The sequence below is a fragment of the Bradyrhizobium sp. RT6a genome, from assembly GCF_040547675.1.
Lineage (GTDB): Bacteria > Pseudomonadota > Alphaproteobacteria > Rhizobiales > Xanthobacteraceae > Bradyrhizobium.
This window is the reverse complement of sequence record NZ_JBEPQC010000002.1, coordinates 489,973-508,427: the sequence shown is the minus strand read 5'-3', so window position 1 is coordinate 508,427 and position 18,455 is coordinate 489,973. Positions and strand designations below refer to the sequence as shown.

The 18,455-nt window shown below is 64.3% G+C and carries 15 protein-coding genes; 7 read left to right on the top strand and 8 right to left on the bottom strand.

What is annotated here, in order from left to right; genetic code table 11:
- Positions 1-85 precede the first annotated feature (85 nt).
- From ABIC03_RS12155 to ABIC03_RS12145, 3 genes are read right to left on the bottom strand one after another with little or no spacing between them, the layout of a single operon-like run.
- A complete protein-coding gene (locus ABIC03_RS12155; protein WP_354058309.1) occupies positions 86-691 on the bottom strand; it encodes a hypothetical protein in 606 nt (201 codons plus the stop codon).
- On the bottom strand, positions 684-1,370 hold the full coding sequence (locus ABIC03_RS12150) for a DUF2135 domain-containing protein (protein WP_354058307.1): 687 nt from the start codon (positions 1,368-1,370) through the stop codon (positions 684-686). The genes ABIC03_RS12155 and ABIC03_RS12150 overlap by 8 nt, the downstream gene beginning before the upstream one ends.
- Positions 1,367-2,167: a MotA/TolQ/ExbB proton channel family protein gene (locus ABIC03_RS12145; protein ID WP_354058305.1), complete on the bottom strand. Its 801-nt coding sequence runs from the start codon at positions 2,165-2,167 to the stop codon at positions 1,367-1,369. Before ABIC03_RS12145 ends, ABIC03_RS12150 begins: the two co-directional genes overlap by 4 nt.
- Before the next feature lie 198 nt (positions 2,168-2,365).
- Between ABIC03_RS12145 and ABIC03_RS12140 the strand changes: the two genes are divergently transcribed.
- The 3 genes from ABIC03_RS12140 (at position 2,366) to ABIC03_RS12130 (ending at position 4,840) form a co-directional block, all read left to right on the top strand.
- Positions 2,366-3,736: a sensor histidine kinase gene (locus tag ABIC03_RS12140; RefSeq protein WP_354058303.1), complete on the top strand. Its 1,371-nt coding sequence runs from the start codon at positions 2,366-2,368 to the stop codon at positions 3,734-3,736.
- A 7-nt stretch (positions 3,737-3,743) separates the two neighbouring features.
- Entirely contained in the window at positions 3,744-4,394 is a 651-nt protein-coding gene (locus ABIC03_RS12135) for a response regulator (protein WP_354058301.1), read from the top strand.
- Positions 4,395-4,537: 143 nt separating this feature from the next.
- Complete coding sequence (locus ABIC03_RS12130) at positions 4,538-4,840, top strand: hypothetical protein (protein ID WP_354058299.1); 303 nt, start codon at positions 4,538-4,540, stop codon at positions 4,838-4,840.
- Positions 4,841-4,898: 58 nt separating this feature from the next.
- Here the strand turns inward: ABIC03_RS12130 and ABIC03_RS12125 are convergent, their stop codons facing one another.
- A complete protein-coding gene (locus ABIC03_RS12125) occupies positions 4,899-5,483 on the bottom strand; it encodes a TetR/AcrR family transcriptional regulator (RefSeq protein ID WP_354058297.1) in 585 nt (194 codons plus the stop codon).
- Positions 5,484-6,053: 570 nt separating this feature from the next.
- On the opposite strand from ABIC03_RS12125, the gene purB reads away from it, so the two are divergent.
- Both purB and ABIC03_RS12115 read left to right on the top strand, forming a co-directional pair.
- The gene (gene purB / locus ABIC03_RS12120; RefSeq protein ID WP_354058295.1) at positions 6,054-7,361 is read left to right on the top strand and encodes an adenylosuccinate lyase; all 1,308 of its coding nucleotides are present in this window, start codon (positions 6,054-6,056) and stop codon (positions 7,359-7,361) included.
- Positions 7,362-7,468: 107 nt separating this feature from the next.
- Complete coding sequence (locus ABIC03_RS12115) at positions 7,469-8,641, top strand: M20 aminoacylase family protein (protein WP_354058293.1); 1,173 nt, start codon at positions 7,469-7,471, stop codon at positions 8,639-8,641.
- 135 nt (positions 8,642-8,776) lie between these two features.
- Here ABIC03_RS12115 and ABIC03_RS12110 read toward each other — a convergent pair whose 3' ends face one another.
- From ABIC03_RS12110 to ABIC03_RS12095, 4 genes are all read right to left on the bottom strand, one after another.
- Positions 8,777-10,102, bottom strand: coding sequence for an LVIVD repeat-containing protein (locus tag ABIC03_RS12110; protein ID WP_354058291.1), 1,326 nt, complete (start codon positions 10,100-10,102; stop codon positions 8,777-8,779).
- A 124-nt stretch (positions 10,103-10,226) separates the two neighbouring features.
- A complete protein-coding gene (locus ABIC03_RS12105; RefSeq protein ID WP_502916880.1) occupies positions 10,227-12,038 on the bottom strand; it encodes a caspase family protein in 1,812 nt (603 codons plus the stop codon).
- Positions 12,039-12,077: 39 nt separating this feature from the next.
- Complete coding sequence (locus ABIC03_RS12100; RefSeq protein ID WP_502916879.1) at positions 12,078-13,904, bottom strand: caspase family protein; 1,827 nt, start codon at positions 13,902-13,904, stop codon at positions 12,078-12,080.
- Positions 13,905-14,097: 193 nt separating this feature from the next.
- Positions 14,098-16,005: an acyl-CoA synthetase gene (locus ABIC03_RS12095; protein ID WP_354058285.1), complete on the bottom strand. Its 1,908-nt coding sequence runs from the start codon at positions 16,003-16,005 to the stop codon at positions 14,098-14,100.
- A gap of 268 nt (positions 16,006-16,273) precedes the next feature.
- On the opposite strand from ABIC03_RS12095, the gene ABIC03_RS12090 reads away from it, so the two are divergent.
- Positions 16,274-17,371 (top strand): SecDF P1 head subdomain-containing protein, encoded by a 1,098-nt coding sequence (locus ABIC03_RS12090; protein ID WP_354058283.1) that lies wholly within the window; start codon positions 16,274-16,276, stop codon positions 17,369-17,371.
- A gap of 274 nt (positions 17,372-17,645) precedes the next feature.
- The gene (locus ABIC03_RS12085; protein WP_275170088.1) at positions 17,646-18,452 is read left to right on the top strand and encodes a Crp/Fnr family transcriptional regulator; all 807 of its coding nucleotides are present in this window, start codon (positions 17,646-17,648) and stop codon (positions 18,450-18,452) included.
- Positions 18,453-18,455: the final 3 nt, after the last annotated feature.

The window sequence follows — 18,455 nt, the reverse complement described above, 5'->3', positions numbered from 1 at the left end:
CGATGAGGCCAAATTGAGGGAGGTCAAGAACATGCGCCAGCGGCGCGCGGTTTGCCAGCGGTGCCCTGTCGCGATGGTGAAGAGCCTATTGCTCGTCCTTCGGCGGCATCCGGGGCGGCGGAATCGGGGTGAACACGGCGCCCTGTGCGCCGGCCTGCGGAGCGCTGAACTCGCCGGTCGAGGAGTCTCCGCCACTCGTCTCCACGATGGTCTTGGGCGTCACATATTCCCGGACCATATCGATGAGGCTGCCATCGCCGCCGCCGAAATCGGCGGCGCGCCCGCCTTGCGGATGTCCCAGCGCGATCTCGTTCTCCGCCGCGTGGGTCTTGTCGGCCAGCCTGTCATTATAGGGCACACGAAAGGCGCGCGGGATGCCGCTCGGGCGATTGTCCTCGTCGAGCTGCTCGACCCAGAGATAGATCGAGCCGGGATCGCCCTCCAGCGAATGCGGCTCGACGATACGGGCCTTCAGCAGCTTGAAGTTCGCCGGCAGCCGGTCGGCGCTGGCCCAGCCGAGCAGCCCGCGCATCTCGGTGAAGCTGACGACATAGAAGGCGCTGGTCACGATCACCGCGACGGCCTTGATCGACCAGTGCAGCCGCGCATAGACCAGCACGACCAGCAGCAGCGCGCCGATGACGGCATAGGCTATCGATAGCGTGAGGATGACCGTCTGCAAGCTAGTCACGGCGCACCCTCACAGCGTTCTTGCTCACGCCGGTGCTCGGGTCGAGATCGGCGCCGTTGCGCCAACTGCTGCGAAAGGTCTCCAGCAGCGATTTCGGCCGCTGATCCACATTGACGACCTTGCCTTCGGCATCAAGCCGGAACCGCACCGCGGTCTTCTCGTCGCCGGTGTGGTCGAGGGTGAACTTGTTGTCGAAGACCACTTGCGCAGTCGGATTGAGCTTCTGCACCTTCACATTGGCCGTGACGGGTTCGCCTGTCGTGGCCACGAAATGTGAGACGTTGACCGTGTATTCGCCGGGGACGATGCCGCGCACGGTGACGATCTCCTCGCGGATCGGCGAGGCAATCTTCTTGCCGTTGACGACGATGAAGTCGTTGGCTCCGCCGCGATCGTCGCGGTCGAGCGTGAGGAAGCCGGCCTCGCGGTGGCGATACCAGGCGATATTGCCGACGGGATCCTGCACGAACAGATCGAGATCGTCGGGATGGCTGTCCGGCCAGTCCAGCGTGATCATGAACTCGGCCTTGGAATCGATCTTGCCGTCCTTGGCGTCCGGCGAGACCGCGAGCAGTGCGAGGAAGAAAAGGAAAGCGATCACCTGGAGCGCCTTGAACAGCATCACGCCCAGCGGATCGAACGGCTCCTCGCGCGGATAGAGACCGAAATCGCCCATCATGACTGGGTTCCGGCGCCCTTGATTCCAGACCCCTCGATTCCAAAACCCTTGCGCTCCAGCACCGGCGTCACATAGGTCTCGGTCAGCACCACCGCATCCGAGAACACCCGCTGGGTCGCGGCATCCAGCATGTAATACTGGATGCGGACCAGGATCGAACCGACCAGGCCCGCCAGTGTCGTGTACATCGCGACCGCCATGCCGTCGCTCATCAGCCCCATCGAAGATCGCATCGCGACCTTGTCGGCGGCATCCAGCCCCGCGATCGGCGCCAGCATGATGATGAAGCCGACGATGGTGCCGAGCAGGCCGAGCTTCATCAGCGTATCCGAGACGAAGGCCCCGAAGCCGTTGGAGCCGCGCAGCCGGTCGGCAAGCGTCCGCAGCAATAGCGTCTGGTCCACCGGACGGTAGTCCTGCGCGGCGGCCTTTGTCACAAGGCTGTCGATATGGTCGCGGACCAGCCCGCGCGGCAATGCGGTCGCGCTCGCATCGAGCACTTTGCTGCCGTCGGGTGCCGCGAGCGCCGCCCGGCAGCGCCGGGCCGCCGCGCCCTCACGGGCAATGGCCCGCGTACGCAGGAAGCAGTGGCCGCAGGTGAGCACATAGAGCAGTGCGATCACGCTGGAAATGTAGGTTCGATCCGAGGTCAGCATCAGACGGATCAGGCCGAACCGCCACAGCAGCACGACGGCGAAGATCGAAAGCCCGGTGAAGATCATCCAGAACAGGAGCGCGCTGCGCTCGGATGGGTCGGCAGCAGGCCCCGCGATCGGCCCAATCGTCATCGAACTCATGCTGCACTGCTCCTGGCCTCTAAAGATTGGCCTGCCGCGATTTCCTGCCCATTAGATCAAAGCCGCCGCGCCCGGTCCAAAGAGCCATGCCCAATCCGGCTTGGGAAATTTGCCCGAGCTGCCATCTTGCCGTGCCTCGCAATTGGCAAGGCGCGGCGGCGTTGTTAGGCTGACCTTACCAAACTTTGGGGTGATCGCATGCGCCTTGTGCTTCAGCTTGTCGCCCGTCTGTTTCTCATCGTCGCCCTCTGCCTTGGCGCGGCGACCATCTGGGCGACGTTCGACGCCTATCGCAGCGTCGACCGGGCGACTGCGGCCTCGGCGCAGCGGGTCGCCCAGGCGCTTCAGGCCCTGTATTGGCACGAATTCCTGTTGCGTAGCAGCAGAACACGCGAGCAGCTCCTGCCGGTTCCGGAGTGGCGCACGCTGGAGACGATGAAGCTGATCTCACCCGGCGTCTGCGTGGAGTTCCAACCCGCTATCGCATTCGAGAAGCCGCTCTGCGGCCAGAGCGAGGGGCTCGGCAAGACGCCTCCGCGCTGGTTCGCGTCAATTGTGCCGACCTTCCTTGGCAGCCATGCGGAGGTGATACGGCCGGTCAGTCCCCGCGCGGCGACCGCCGGAACGGTGGTCGCGACGCCGGATGCCGCAGCTGCCATCTCGCTCGCTTGGGAATACATCCTCAACGTAATCGACGTCGCGCTTTTGATGGCGGCGGCGATCGCGCTGCTGGCTTCGCTCGCGATCGCGCATGCGCTGGCGCCGGCGCGCACGATCGTGACCGCCTTGCAGCGCATGGCGCGCGGTCAGTATCGCACGAAACTGCCGCGCTTCCGCTCGATGGAGCTGGCGATGATCGGCAGCGCCGTCGACGAGCTCGGCGGGCGGCTGGAGGAAGCGACCGAGCAGCGCGCGGCGCTGACGCGGCGCCTGATCGAGATCCGCGACGACGAACGCCGCGCGCTCGCCCGCGAGCTGCACGACGAGTTCGGACAAAATCTCTCGGCCATCCTCGCCTTCGCCAACACCATCGAGACGGCGAGCACGAAGGCAGACAAGCGCAACGACATCGTGCAGGACGCGCGGATGATCTCGCAGGCCACGCATCATCTGATGGCATCGCTGCGCGACGCGCTGAAGCGCCTGCGCAATCCCCTGCCCGCCGAGCTTGGGCTGGAGGCGAGCCTCGTGAATCTGGTGGATAGCTGGCGCTCGCAGAGCTCGGCGCGGCCGACGATCCAGCTCGATCTTAAGGGCGACCTCACCGACATCAGCGGCCCGGCCGCGACCACCGCCTATCGCGTCGCGCAGGAATGTCTGACCAACGCGTTGCGCCACGGCGCGGCACGCGAGATTTCGGTCAGCGTCGAGCGGCGCCCGGGCGACGACGATGCGTTGCTGATCCGTATCGAGGACGATGGCGGCGGCGACGCGGCACGCGTTGAGCGGTCGGCCGGCTTCGGCCTCACGGGCATCCGCGAACGGCTCGCGGCGGCCGGTGGATCATTGTCGATCCTACCCGCCCATCGCGGACTCAGCGTCGCCGCCACCATCCCGCTCGCCGCGTGAGGACGGGATGAACGAGATTACGGCAACAGGCATCTCCGTGCTTCTGGTCGACGATCATCCGATCGTACGGCAAGGCTATCGGCGCGTGCTGGAAAGCCAGGGCGATCTGCATGTCGTGGCGGAAGCCGACAACGCCGCGGATGCCTACAGCGCCTTCAAGGCGCGCGATCCTGATGTCGTCGTGCTTGATATCTCGATGCCGGGCGCGAGCGGGCTGGAAGCCATCCGCAACATCCGCGCGCGCAGCCCGCGGGCGCGGATCCTCGTTTTCACCATGCACAACGAGGCCGTGCTGGTGAAGGCAGCTTTCAGTGCCGGTGCCAGCGGCTTCGTCACCAAGAGCAGCGAGCCGTCCGCGGTCGTGTCCGCGATCCGGAGCGTCGCGCGCGGCGAACGCGCCATGAGCGACGACATCGCGCACATCCTGGCCGAGGACAGCCTGTCGGCGGGCTCTGCGCTGGATCAACTGGGCGAACGCGAGATCGAGATCCTGCGCCAGTTCGCCGGCGGCGCCACGACCGAACTGATCGCTGCGCATCTCAATCTCAGCGTCAAGACGGTGCAGAACTATCACTACCTGATCAAGACCAAGACCGGCGCGCGCACGGATGCGCAGCTTGTGCGGTTGGCGGCCAGTTGTGGACTGACGAAAATCTAGATGCTCGCCCCTCCCTGGAGGTAGAACGCACGGAGCCCTCCTCCGCATGCGGGCACATGCAAGGATATTTCGACCGCCTTGCGATGCGGATTGGAACGGAGGCCGTCGAACTCTGGTTAGTACCGGAGTCAAGGAGTTCCGCCATGAGTAAGGCTATCCGCGAAGCTACCTATCCCGCGCTCATCACTGTCGGCGAGCTCATCGATGAACTCTGTCGCTTGCCAGACACAGCAACGATTCGATTCCACTGCCCCATGCTCGAGCAAGAGCTTGCATTCTACAGGCTTCGAAAGCGGGCGAAGGACGTGGTCGAAATCGAAGTCAATGCGTATCCGGAAAGCCCGCCGGTCGTGCCGTTGGCGGGTACCGCTCTTCGTGGGCGGAAAAAGGCCCACCATCCGCGTTCGCTCCGCGATGGTGCGCTCGCCCACAAGGCCGAAGGATAACCAAGCGCCGCCCATGCCGGCTATCGAGCGGCTTTGGATCGGCGTGGAGGTGTTCGGCCTACGCCTTCAGCCCGCGCAATAGCAGCGCCAGCGTCGCATCGACACGCGCCGAGAGATCGGCGTCCTTCCATTCGTCGGCGTGGGCCGGATGGTGGAAGCGGACGGTGGCATCGAAGATGGCGCGTGCGGTGGTCTTGACGTCGCCCACCTCGAACACGCCCTGCTTCACGCCATCGTTCAGGATCGCCGCAATCTGGTCGATCATAGTGTCCTTGTGACACTTGACGGCTGCACACGCCTCGCGCGCCAGAGTCAGATAGGTGTCGAACATCTCGGGGTCGTCGAGCACGCGCGAACGCTTGGCGGCGAACAGGGTGCGCAGCCAGCGGTCGAGCCGTGCTGGGGCCGGCCCCTGCTCTTCGGCCAGCTGGCGCAATGGCGCGTCGATGCGGTCCAGCCAGCGTTTGGCGACGGCCTCGCGCAGGGAGGCCTTGCTCGGAAAATGGCGGTAGACGCTGCCGTGGCTCACATCGAGTGCACGGGCCACGTCGACCACGGTGGCCTTGGCGAGTCCGTAACGCCGCAGCACGTCCTCGGTCACTTCGAGGATCCGCTCCGGCGTCAAGATAACGGCTTCGTTCATGCCAGCACCATGTTCCCGTTGAGGGCTCAGTTACCCGGCGACGGAGCTGCTTCCGAAGCGCCCGTGCCGGTCGTTTCGGAAAGCTCTCGCCTTAATGAGGCAGTTTTGCAGCCTGCGCCGCGATCTGGCGCGCCACCAGTAAATTGAGCCAATGCCCAATTGTCCCGGTCAAATTGATGATTTCGGTCGTCATTGTCGTAAGTCTCCAATCAATTGGCGGTCCCCATTGTTCAATTGCGATCCTCAATCCCATCTGTCTGGGACGTCGGGCTCCCGGGATGCCGCCAGACGCCCAATCGGAGCGTCCGAGAACGGATATACACGTCTCGCTGACAGATTTCAATATCTGTCAGTCAATGATCCGTGATTGACAGTTAATATCTGCGCCCCTGGGCGCGGGCCACCCATCGCCCGGGGTGGCCGGGCCGATCACCGCCCAACCCAATCATCCCCCGCTACCTTGTCGCCGCCGTTTGTTTCGCCCTCTCCCCTCTGCTAAATCACGGCGTAAAAAACATTCTGGCAGGTCGCCCCTCGTGGGTCGCCCGCCCACCTTCCTGGAGCAGTCCAATGATCCCCCGCTATACCCGGCCGGAAATGGCCTCGATCTGGGAACCCCAGACCCGGTTCAAGATCTGGTTCGAGATCGAGGCGCACGCGGCGGACGCCCTCGCCGAGCTTGGGACTATCCCCAAGGACGCCGCCAAGACGGTCTGGGCCAAGGCCAGGAACGCCACCTTCGACGTCGCCCGCATCGACGAGATCGAGCGCGAGACCAAGCACGACGTCATCGCCTTCCTCACCCACCTCGCCGAGATCGTCGGCCCCGAGGCGCGCTTCGTGCACCAGGGCATGACCTCCTCCGACGTGCTCGACACCTGCCTCAACGTCCAGCTCACCCGTGCCGCAGACCTGCTGCTTGCTGACCTCGACAAGGTGCTGGCTGCGCTGAAGAAGCGCGCCTTCGAGCACAAGATGACGCCGACCATCGGCCGCAGCCACGGCATCCACGCCGAACCCGTGACCTTCGGCCTCAAGCTCGCCTATGCCTATGCGGAATTCTCGCGCGCCAGGGAGCGCCTGATCGCGGCGCGCAAGGAAGTCGCTACCTGCGCCATCTCCGGTGCGGTCGGCACTTTTGCCCAGATCGATCCGCGCGTCGAACAGCATGTTGCGAAGGCCATGGGCCTCGTCCCCGAGCCGATCTCGACGCAGGTCATCCCCCGCGACCGCCACGCGATGTATTTCTCGACGCTCGGCGTGATCGCCGCCTCGGTCGAGCGTTTCGCGGTGGAGGTCCGCCACATGCAGCGCACCGAAGTGCTGGAAGCCGAGGAGTTCTTCTCCGAAGGGCAGAAGGGTTCGTCCGCGATGCCGCACAAGCGCAATCCGGTGCTCTCGGAGAACCTCACCGGCCTGTCGCGCATGGTGCGCGCCTATGTGACGCCGGCGCTGGAGAACGTCGTGCTCTGGCACGAGCGCGACATCTCGCACTCCTCCGCCGAGCGCATGATGGCCCCCGACGCGACCGTGACGCTCGACTTCGCGCTGGTCCGCCTCGCCGGCCTGATCGACAAGCTGCTGGTGTACCCCGCCAACATGCAGAAGAACCTCGACCGCCTCGGCGGCCTCGTGCATTCGCAGCGTGTTCTGCTGGCGCTGACGCAGAAGGGCGCGAGCCGCGAGGACGCCTACAAGCTCGTGCAGCGCAACGCCATGCCGGTCTGGCGCGGCGAAGGCGACTTTCTCCAGCTCCTGAAGAAGGACGCTGACGTGAAGAAGTATCTCACCGACGCCGAGATCGAGGAGCAGTTCGACCTCGGCTATCACTTCAAGCACGTCGACACGATCTTCAAGCGCGTGTTCGGCGAAAGCTGAACGTCATTCGTAGCCCGGGTGAGCGCAGCGATACCTGGGACTTCTCTCACAAAAGATCCCGGATGCCCCTTCGCTCATCTGGCAACAACAACAGAGACGGAGCCTCCATGCCCATCGTCAACCGCGTTGCCGCCCTCTCCGACGAAATGGCCGCCTGGCGCCATGACTTCCACGAGAACCCGGAGCTGCAATACGACGTCCACCGCACCGCCGGCATCGTTGCCGACCGCTTGCGCGAGTTCGGCTGCGACGAGGTGGTGACGGGCATCGGCCGCACCGGTGTCGTCGGTGTGATCCGCGGCCGCAAATCCGCCTCGGGCAAGACCATTGGCCTGCGCGCCGACATGGACGCGCTGCCGATCATGGAGACCTCGGGCGTCGCCTACGCCTCCAAGGTCCCCGGCAAGATGCACGCCTGCGGCCATGACGGCCACACCGCCATGCTGCTCGGAGCCGCCAAATATCTCGCCGAGACGCGCAACTTCGACGGCACCGCGGTCGTGATCTTTCAGCCCGCGGAAGAAGGCGGCGGCGGCGGCAAGGCGATGGTCGAGGACGGGCTGATGACGCGCTGGAACATCCAGGAGGTCTACGGCATGCACAACATGCCGGGCCTGCCCGAAGGACATTTCGCGACCACGCCGGGTGCGATGCTCGCCTCCTCCGACAACATCCAGATCACAGTCCACGGCAAGGGCGGCCATGCCGGCGCGGGTCCGCACAAGTCGATCGACAGCGTGCTGATCGGTTCGCAGATCGTCAACGCGCTGCAATCGATCGTCGCGCGCAACGTCGATCCGCTGAAATCCGCCGTCATCTCGATCACGCAGTTCCACTCCGGCACGGCCTTCAACATCATCCCCGAGATCGCCGAACTCGGCGGCACCGTGCGCACGCTCGACCCTGAAGTGCGCGATCTCGTCGAGCGCCGCATCGGCGAGGTCGCCGACAGCGTCGCGCGCGCCTATGGCGGCTCGGCGGAGACCAAATACACGCGGATGTATCCGGTGACGATGAACCATGCGCGCGAGGCCGGCCTTGCCGCCGACGTCGCCCGCGACATCGTCGGTGCCGAGCGCGTCAACGACAAGTTCATTCCGATGATGGGGGCCGAGGACTTATCCTTCATGCTGGAAGCGCGCCCCGGCGCGATGATCCTGGTCGGCATGGGCGACGGCAACGAGTGCCACCACCCGGCCTACATCTTCAACGACAACATCCTCGGCCACGGCGCGTCCTATTGGGCGCGTCTGGTGGAGACGCGGATGCCGGCGGGTTAGTCGGATTCGTAGGGTGGGTTAGCCGAAGGCGTAACCCACCGCCGTCTCTGTCCACGGAAACAGAAGAGGTGGGTTACGCCCTGCAGATGCGCTTTGCGCATCTGCAGGGCTAACCCACCCTACGCGCTCCTCCGCTCATCCCTGATATTGCAGCACGTGCATGCCGGCGTTCCAGTCGGAGACGAACATCAGCCCGTCGGGCCGGACATAGGCGTCGCAGGTCTTGGCCGCGAGCGCGACGTTCGGGCGGGGGTCGATGAGCTTTTTCGGTGTCGGCGGCACCCAATACGCGATCTCCTTCGGTGCGAAGGCGTCCCTGACGTCGAACACCCTGACGCCGGCATTGTTGTAGGTCGCAAAGATCGTCTCCTCGCTCTGGAACGAGCCCGGGCGGTTCTCGTGCAGATTATGCGGTCCGAAGGTACCGTTCGTGCAGAAATCGCGTTCGCGCGGGGTCGGCAGGGTTGCGATCGGCACCGGGTTTCCAGGCGCGCGCACGTCGAGGACGAATGTATGGAACAGGCCCTTGGCGCAATTGTCCGCATTGGCTTCGTCCGCGACGATCGCGAGCTGCCGCTTGGGCAGCGGCAGCGGCGTATGCGTGCCACCGGCGAAGGGCGGCGACCAGTTGATGTGGGACAGCAGCTTTGGATTGGTGGGATCGCTGATGTCGTGAATGGTGAAGCCGCCATCGCGCCAGGCGGCATAGCCGCGATCACCAGCCGTGATCATGTGATGGAGCGCAAAGCGCTTGCCCTTTGGCGTCGCCGGCTCGCCGGCCGCGCGGTTCATGCCGGGCAGCCACCATTTCGCGACGATCTCCGGCTTCGTGATGGTCTTGAGATCGACCACGCAAAGGATGTGGTCGGTGAACCCGTCGAGATGCGCCGACACATAGGCATAGCGGCCGCCCGGCCACCACAGCCGGTTGATGCCGAAGCCAGGCATTTCGAGAAACGCGATCTCGCGCATCTCGTTCGGCTTCGAGATGTCGTGGATCGAGAGGCCGCAGCGGAATTTCTTTGCCTTGGTGATGCTGTCGACCAGCGTGTTCTCGAAATAGCCGCGCATGTTGTCGTAGGACTGCATCGCGACAATATTGGCGCCGTTCGCAAGCAGCAGCAAATCTTCCGCCACCTGTAAATGGTGGGTGCGGGTGTATTGTCTTGCGGTGAAGAAATTGACCGGCTTCAGCGCACGCGGATCGGATGCGTCCAGGATCGTCACGCCGTCGCTGAACATGTGCCCGACATAGACGTGCTGCCGGTTGAACATCACCTGCACGCTGTCGGGCCGTCCGCCGATGTCGCTATAGGAGATGTGCTTGATGCCCTTGCCGATGCCCTCGGGAGGAATGTCTGCCTCCGAAGCCCTCGCGCATCTCGACCACCCAGGCAGCGCGGCGGATCCGAGCACGGCCGACAATTGCTGAAGGTGACTGCGGCGCGAGAGCTCAAGCATCGGTTTCCCCCATTTTTTTGGGAATGATGCTCGCTTGCGGCGGGGCACGCAAGCCTCGTGTCGCCTTCCCCCACCTCAACCGCAGACGTGTGTGGTCCGGCCGGACATCACCACTGCCTGGCCGTCAATTGCAGACCTCGCCGGTGATCTTGGCGCTGGCGTTCGCATTGGGCACCGGCCCGAGATGACAACCCTTTGCGACCGGCCTGCAGCCGGCGCCGTTGCAGATCATCTGGCCGGAGGCTTGTGACTTTGGTGCCGTTGACTCGGTATTTCTGCGGTCGCTATCGCGCCTTCTCGAGTCCTCGCGCGTCACGACCGGCTTCTTCTCTTGAATCTTCTCGCATTCGTTATCATCGCCGACATGATAGCCGGCGCGGCAGGTAATCTTCGCGCATTGATCGCCGTCGGCCTTGAAGCCGAAATTGCATACGAGCGGACAGACGCGTCCCGGCTTCGCCTTCAGCGCATCGAGCGCGTCAACGCTTGCAAGCTTCGCGTCGAACTGAGTGCCGGCATATTTGTTGAACAGCGTCAGCGAGCGCTGCGTTGCGGCGTTCCAGTCGCCGTCAGCGGAGGCCGAAAGACAGCCGACGCGGCGCAGTTCGCTCTGAACGGATTTCGCGAGGTCGCCGGGTGGCGGAGCGCTTGGCGGCGGCGGCGACATCGCGGCGACCTTCCTGCTTTCGGCATCAGCCGCCTGCTTGTCCGCTGCCTGCTTCGCTGCCGCCTCAGCTGCCGCCTTCTCCATCGCCCGCTTCTCCGCGAGCGACTTGGCCGCGGCCGCTTCCGCCGCCTTGCGATCTCGTTCGGCCGCCTCCGCCTTGGCCTGCTCGATCTGCTTGGCCTTCTCGGCCGCGATCCTCGCCTCTTCCGCGGCTTTGGCAGCTGCGGCGGCTTTCTCCTGCTCGGCCTTCTGGGCTCGTTCGGTCGCGAGCCTCGCCTTCTCCTGTTCGGCCAGACGCGCCTTCTCTGTCGCCACCGTGCGATCCTCCTCGGCGGCGATCTTCTTCAACTGCACGCGGGCGAGGTTGGCGTAAAAGCCGTCCGGATAGGTCTGGAGGAATGCTTCCCAGGCCTCGCGCAGGCCGGCCTGGAGGGCAAGCTCGTAGTCTTTGCGCACACTGTCCTGCGGATTTGCCTGCGGACCGGCTGCGGCGGCCGGCCTTGCCGGCACCAGCGGCACATCGCTGCCGCCCAGAGAGCCATAGACATACGGCTCCTGCTTGTTGCCGGTCTTCTTCAAGACGTCGTCACGGACAAACCCGAACGCCTTGCGCAAATCGAGCCCGGGCTTCGGCAGATGATCGGTCAGCGCGACCGCGAACGGGCTGTTCCGGGAGTCGCCATCCGACGCCGTCGATCCCGCCTTGGCCGCAAAGGCGATCATCGTGTTCGGACTGGTGGGCTCGACCTTGGCAAGCCCGCCGCCAATCGCGCGCGAGGCCAGGGTGCGCTTCATCGTCTTGGCGAAGGGATTGTCGCGGCACGCATCGAGGATGACGAGACGGAGTTGTTTGGCCGGTTCGACCGCGTACAGCGCGCGGTCGAGCGCGATCGTCTCATCGAGGACGTCGCCGTCGGTTTCCAGCATGGCATCGGTCGGAACGAGATAGTTGCTGCCGTCCAGCTCGATGCCGTGGCCCGCATAGTAGATCACCGCCATGTCGGCATCGCGCGTCCTGGCCGCGAACTCGCGCAGCGATCGCCGCATTTCGCTGGCATTGAGGTCCAACCTGATCTCGACCGTATCAAAACCCGCGTTCCTGAACATGCCGCCGACCAGCCCGGCATCGTTGACCGGGTTGGCGAGCCGCGGCGCGTTTTTATAGGCGGAGTTGCCGATGACGAGCGCAACGCGCTTGTCGGCCTGGGCCGATCCGCACCCCAGCCAAAGACCGAAAATCAACATTGAAAGAGATCGCAAGACGATCATAGAAGAACGAGCCTTATACGGGCGATTGCCAGTGACACCCTAGTTGCAGACCTCGAAGTTGCCGCCGGTGGCTGTATTCGAACTAACCCTACCGGGGATCGTGCCGCTAACAAGCCGACATCCCTTTTGCACCGGGCGACAGCCGGTCGAACTGCAAATGATCTGTCCACTCGCCTCAGGCCTGGACGGCGAAGATTCGCTTGCCTTCCGGTCCGTATCCCGCCTCCTCGAATCCTCGCGCGTCGCCACCGGCTTCTTCTCTGGTACCTTCTCGCACTCGTTGTCGTCACCGACGCGATAGCCGGCGCGGCAGGTGATCTTCACGCATTGATCACCATCCGCCTTGAAGCCGAAATTGCAAACCAGCGGACAAACCCGGCCTGGCTTCGCTTTCAGCGCATCGAGCGCGTCGATGCTCGCAAGCTTCGCGTCGAACTGGGTGCCGGCATATTTGTTGAACAGGGCCAGCGAACGCTGCGATGCGGCGCTCCAGTCGCCGTCCGCGGTGGCGGACAGACAGCCGACGCGGCGCAATTCACTCTGCACGGATCTTGTCAGATCAGCCGACGACAATGTGGATGCCGGCGCCGGTGAAAGGGCTGCAGCTTTTTGCTCGACCTCAGGCATCTGCCGATCGGCCACAGGCTTTGCAGCCTGCTCCGCCTTCTCTGCGGCCTGCTTGGCGGCAAGCTCGGCCTTGGCCCTCTCCGCGGCCTGCTTCTCTGCCTGTGCTTTCGCTGCGGCAGCCTCGGCCAGCTTGCGCTGGTGCTCCGCTGCGTCCGCCTTCGCCTGCTCGATTTGCTTCTGCTTCTCGGCCGCGATCCGGGCCTCTTCGGCAGCCTTGGCGGCCGCGGCCGCCTTGTCCTGCTCGGCCTTCTGGGCGCGTTCGGCAATGAGCCTTGCCTTCTGCTGCTCGGCCGCATTCGCTTTTTGCTCGGCCGACGCGCGCGTCTCTTCAGCGGCGATCTTGTTCATCTGGCCCTTGGCCAGATTGGCGTAGAAACCTTCGGGATATTGCGCCAGGAAGGCCTCCCAGCCGTCGCGCGTGGCAAGCTGCAGCGCGAGTTCGTAATCCCTGCGAATAGAATCCTGCGGATTGGCCTGCGGGCCGGTCGCCGCCGGCTTGGTCGCGACCAGCGGCACATCGTCGCCGCCGAGCGAGCCGTAGACATAGGGCTCCTGCTTGTAGCCGGTGTTCTTGAGCACGTCGTCGCGCACGAAGCCGAACGCCTTGCGCAAATCGAGTCCCGGCTTCGGCAGGTGCTCGACCAAAGCGACGGCGAACGGGCTATTCCTGGAGTCGCCGTCGGACGCGGTCGAACCGGCCTTTGCCGCGAACGCAATCATGGTGTTGGGGCTGGTCGGCTCGACCTTGGCAAGCCCCCGTCCGATCGCGCGCGAGGCCAGCGTCCGCTTCATGGTCTTGGAAAACGGATTGTCGCGGCAGGCGTCCAGGATGATCAGGCGCAGCTGCTTGGCCGGCTCGACCGCGAACAGCGCACGTTCCACCGGGATGGTCTCGTCGAGCACGTCGCCGTCCGTCTCCAGCGTCGCGTCAATCGGAATGAGATAGTTGGTGCCTTCCAGCTCGATGCCGTGGCCGGCGTAATAGATCACCGCCATATCGGCATCGCGGGTCCTGCCGGCGAACTCACGCAACATGCGCCGCATCTCGCTGGCACTGAGATCCAGCCTGACATCGACGGAATCAAAGCCCGCCTTCTTGAACATACCGCCGACCAGAGTGGCGTCGTTGACGGGATTGCCGAGCTTGGGCGCGCTCTTGTAGGCGGAATTGCCGATGACAAGCGCGACCCGCCGGTCCGCATGGGCCGGTCCGCAGGCGAGGCCAATGGCCAAAATCAACAAAGCAAATATCCGAAACGGAATCACTTGCGTCCCCCCGGATGCAATTCCACGAGACTATTCGGACCATCGCTCAATTACCAATTCTTCCTATGTGATACTTGTCACATAAGGGGCTCTATCGGGGGTATGGATAATGCGGCGAAGCGTCGCTCTGCTTTCGAGCTGACGCCAAAGCCGCCCGTTGGGTCCGTTACATTTGCACCACCTCATGGCGCATCACGAACGGTGCAAGCAGTGCGTGCACCTCGCTCGCAACCGCCTCGCGCTGATCCGCCGGCAGGCCCGCCAGCGTCACAGTGGCGATCGAACCGTGGCTGCCGTGAGCGCCGACCCTGACCTTGCAGTCGATGCCGCGCTCGGCGAGCGGCGTCAGCACCTTCGTAAACACGCGCTGGGCTGCGTCCCAGCGCAGCTGCGGCTTGAACACTTTGCCGACGCCCGTCACCGGTATCGGGTCGATCGGGATGACCTGCACCGGGACAGCCGCGCGCTCCGGCGTACGCTCGCGCACCCATGTCTCCAGCTCGCCCGGTTCGACAATCGCCCCCGGCTTCAGCTGCACGTAGCCCACCGGCAGCTCGCCGGCATAGGCGTCGGGTTGACCGACCACTGCGGCAAAGCCGACGGCAGGATGGCGGAACATGATCTCCTCGATCGGCGCCGGATCGATGTTGTGGCCGCCGCGGATCACGAGATCCTTGGCGCGGCCGGTAATCCAGAGATAGCCGTCGGCATCGAGCCGGCCGAGATCGCCGGAATTGACCCAGACCTCGTCGACGAAGGCACCCTTGTTGTGCTCGTCGTTGAGATAGCCGCCGAACACGCCTGGGCCGGCCATGATGACGACGCCAATCTCGTCAGGCGCGCAGTCGCGGATCAGCTTGCCCTCGCCATCGAGCTGGACGATGCGGACCCGCGCGTAGGGCATCGGAAGGCCGACCGAACCGAGCCGGATCGGCCGCGACCGATAGGCCAGCGTGTGCACGCTCGAAGTCTCGGTCATGCCGTAGACCTCGACGACAGGCAATTTGAGCTTGTCCTGGATCGCAGACCCCACCGCGACCGGGATCGCCGAGCCGCCACCGGCCGCGTATTTCAGGCTGGAGATGTCGGCATTGCCAGGCGGCACCGCGAGCGTTGCGGCGAGTACCGTCGGGACGCTCGACAGCGCCTCCGGCTTGAAGCGCTCGACCAGTTGCCAGATGTTCTTCACCGCATTCGGATTGCGCCATCCGCTCGGCGACAGCACGACCAGCGAACCGCCGGCCGACAGCGTCGTTAGCACCTGCGTCAACGAGCCTCCGACGTGAAACAGCGGCATGCCGAACAGCATGTTGGCGCCCGGCTTCGACTTCAGCAGCAGATTGAGCGCCCAGGCCTGATAGACCTGGTTGGCATGGGTGTGCCGCACCAGCTTTGGCGTGCCGGTGGTGCCGCCGGTGTGGAAATAGGCGGCGATGTCGTTGCCCAGAATCTTGCGCCCGCTGATAAGGCGGTCCGAAGGCTGCTGCTTGATCAGGTCGCTGAAGGCAAAGACTCCCTTCCCCGGGTCACCGCCACCGAACACCTGTATGATCGCCTTGAGATGCTTGAGTTGCGGCCTGATCTGCTCGACTTTCTGCCAGATATCTGTGCCCGGCATCGGCCCGAGCGCCACCAGGACTTTCGTGTTCGCCGCTTCCAGAATCTCCGCGATCTGGTGCGGCTCCAGGAGCGGATTGACGGGATTGGCGATGCCGGCGGCCTCCGCGCCGAACAGCGTTACAAAGGCGTCCGGCACCAGCGGCAGCATGAAGCTGACGACGTCGCCCTTCTCGACGCCAAGCGCGTGAAACATGTTGGCGGCCTGCGTGACGCGCGCGATGAAGTCGCGGTACGTGACCACGACCGGCGTGTCGGCGGGATCGGCATTTTGCAGGAACTGGATCGCTGGCCCGTCGGGATTGCGGTCAGCCCCGAGCCTGATGGCGTCATAGGTGCTGTTGGCCGCGACGCGCTCGGCGTAAGGGACCTGCTCGAAGGCCCGGACCTCTTCGTCAGTCGCCAATTCCGGATAGTCGTTGCCGATGAACCGATCGAGCGCATGGATGCCCGCCATGGAATTCCGTTCTCCCTCAGATGCATGTCCCCACGCCCTGTCTTTTGACTTTTTGGGCCCGCGGGCCTCGACCGATGGCGGCCGAGCACGGGCAGAATGATCGATGATTTGGCGTTCGTCCATGACCTAACGTCGGCGACGATGGGGCTTCGGCAAAGCCTTTGAACCTGTGCGGCCGATCCGGGGACCAAGAACTGGCATCGGACTCACATGCCGGCATGCTTGCCAGCTCCGTTGCCAGCGTCCTGCCGCAAGACTTGAGGTGATCATGACTACGCCCTCGCGGGATTGCGCCACCCGGCTGTTCATCGCGTTCGCCATGACAGCGGCGATCTTGACACCGGCGTTCGCTCTGCCCCGCGCGGCCCACGCCGAGGACGGCCAGATCGACAAGATGCGCGCCAAGATCTCGGCCTTCATCAGCGACAAGATGGAGAAGCTTGGCGGATCGCGCATCGTCTACAAGGTGGACACCGATGGCCTGCGCGAGAGCGTCGTCACCGATTTGCGCGACGACGTCTACAAGACCCTGCGCGAGGGCAAGATCGCCTTCTCCGGTCTTACGATCCGCGACGGCGGCGTCGAGTTGAAGATTGCCGACGTCAAGGGCCGCGAGCAACTCGCACGCAAGCTGGCGTCGGCCGCGGAAGGATTGCCGTCGCATGCACTCGCCGTGACCGACGGCGGCGACGGACTGGTCAGGCTCGCGCCGACCAATGCGGCATCCGCCGCGCGGTTGCACGAACTCGTCGAAGATGCCATCGCCATGATCGAGCAGCGTCTGAAGGAGGCCGGCGTCCAGCTCGCCAGCGTCCAGCCCGATGGGACCGACCGTATCCGAATCTTCCTGCCCGGTGTGATGGAGCCCGAGCGTGTCACCACAGTCTTCGCCCGAAGGGTCAAGGTCGGCTTCCGCCTGATCGACCTCTCGATGCAGCCTGAGCAGGCGCAAGCCGGCACGCCGCCGGCTGGCACGGAAGTCCTGCCCGGCTTCAAGGACAAGAGCCTTTATCTGGTCGCCAAGGACAGCGTGCTCGACGGCGACGACATCAGCTATGCGGGCCCGGGGTTTGCGAACGCCACGAAAGAGCCGATCGCCTCGTTCCGCTTCAACGGCCGCGGCACGCGACGTTTTGCCCACATCACCGAAGAGAATATCGCAAAGCCCTTCGCCATCGTGCTCGACGGCAAGGTGATCTCCGCTCCCGTGATCCGCGAGCCCATCACCGGCGGCTCGGGCCAGATCTCCGGCAATTTCACCCTGGAGGAAGCAAACAGCGTCGCCATGCTGCTGCGCGCCGGTTCGCTGCCCGGGCACCTCGGCCTGGTCGAGCAGCAGGTCGTGCAGCCCGCCGCCAAACCCTAAGGCGGGGATCGCCCACGCCCTCGTCTGGTCCCGCCCGCCCTGTCCGGCGCCGAGGTCCACAACGCCGAGGCTCGTACCCGGTGGGCCCCGAATCGCGGGCGGGCCACGGCCATACACACCGCCAAACAGGCAATTGCCGAAACGCCCGATCAGGCTAAAATTTGCCTCTTGCGGCACGGCGGCCGAAAGCTTCATTCAAGCGGTCGTCGTTCGATTTCGGCTATAGGTGTCGAGAATACGACCGTGACTGAAGGCCTTACGCGGGGATAGTACCATGCCGTCCGGCAGCGCAGACATTTCGTCGATCCTCGACCGCATTCTCGAGGCGGCGACGGATAACCTCAGGATCGCGAAGATCCTGGTCCAGATGGGCCTCGATCCGAACAACGTCACCTATGATTCGATCTTCAATCGGATGCTGGAGATCTTCGTCCAGAACATCACGCTGGCCAATATGTTCGCCGCGGTCGGGGCCGGCTTCTTCGTCGCCACCCTCCTGATGCGGACCATGGTGCCGCTGCGCGTCGCCAACATGATCGGCTGCGCGTTCTTCGCCGTCTTCGGCGCGCTCTCCGCCAACGTCTCGACCTTCCTGCTCTATCTCCTGCTGCTACCCATCAACGCCTTGCGCCTGCGGCAGATGCTCAAACTCGTCAAGAAGGCGCGCCATGCGGCCGAAGGCGACATGTCGATCGAATGGCTCAAGCCGTTCATGACCGAACGCAAATATCGCCGCGGCGACACGCTCTTCAAACTCGGCGATCCAGCCAAGGAGATGCTCCTGACGGTCACCGGCAAGTTCCTGGTCAAGGAGATCAATATCGAGATCATGCCGGGCGCGCTGATGGGTGAGCTCGGCTTCCTCACGCCGGGCAACCGGCGCACTGGAACGATTGAATGCATCGAAGACGGGCAGGTGCTGACGATTACCTATGACCGGTTGCTCGAGATCTACTTCCAGGATCCGCAGTTCGGCTATTACTTCCTGGTGCTGACCAGCCAGCGCCTGCTGCAGAACATCGATCGGTTGCAGAATCAGCTGGCGTCCGAGCGGGCGGCCACCACGAACAGGATTGCGTGATCG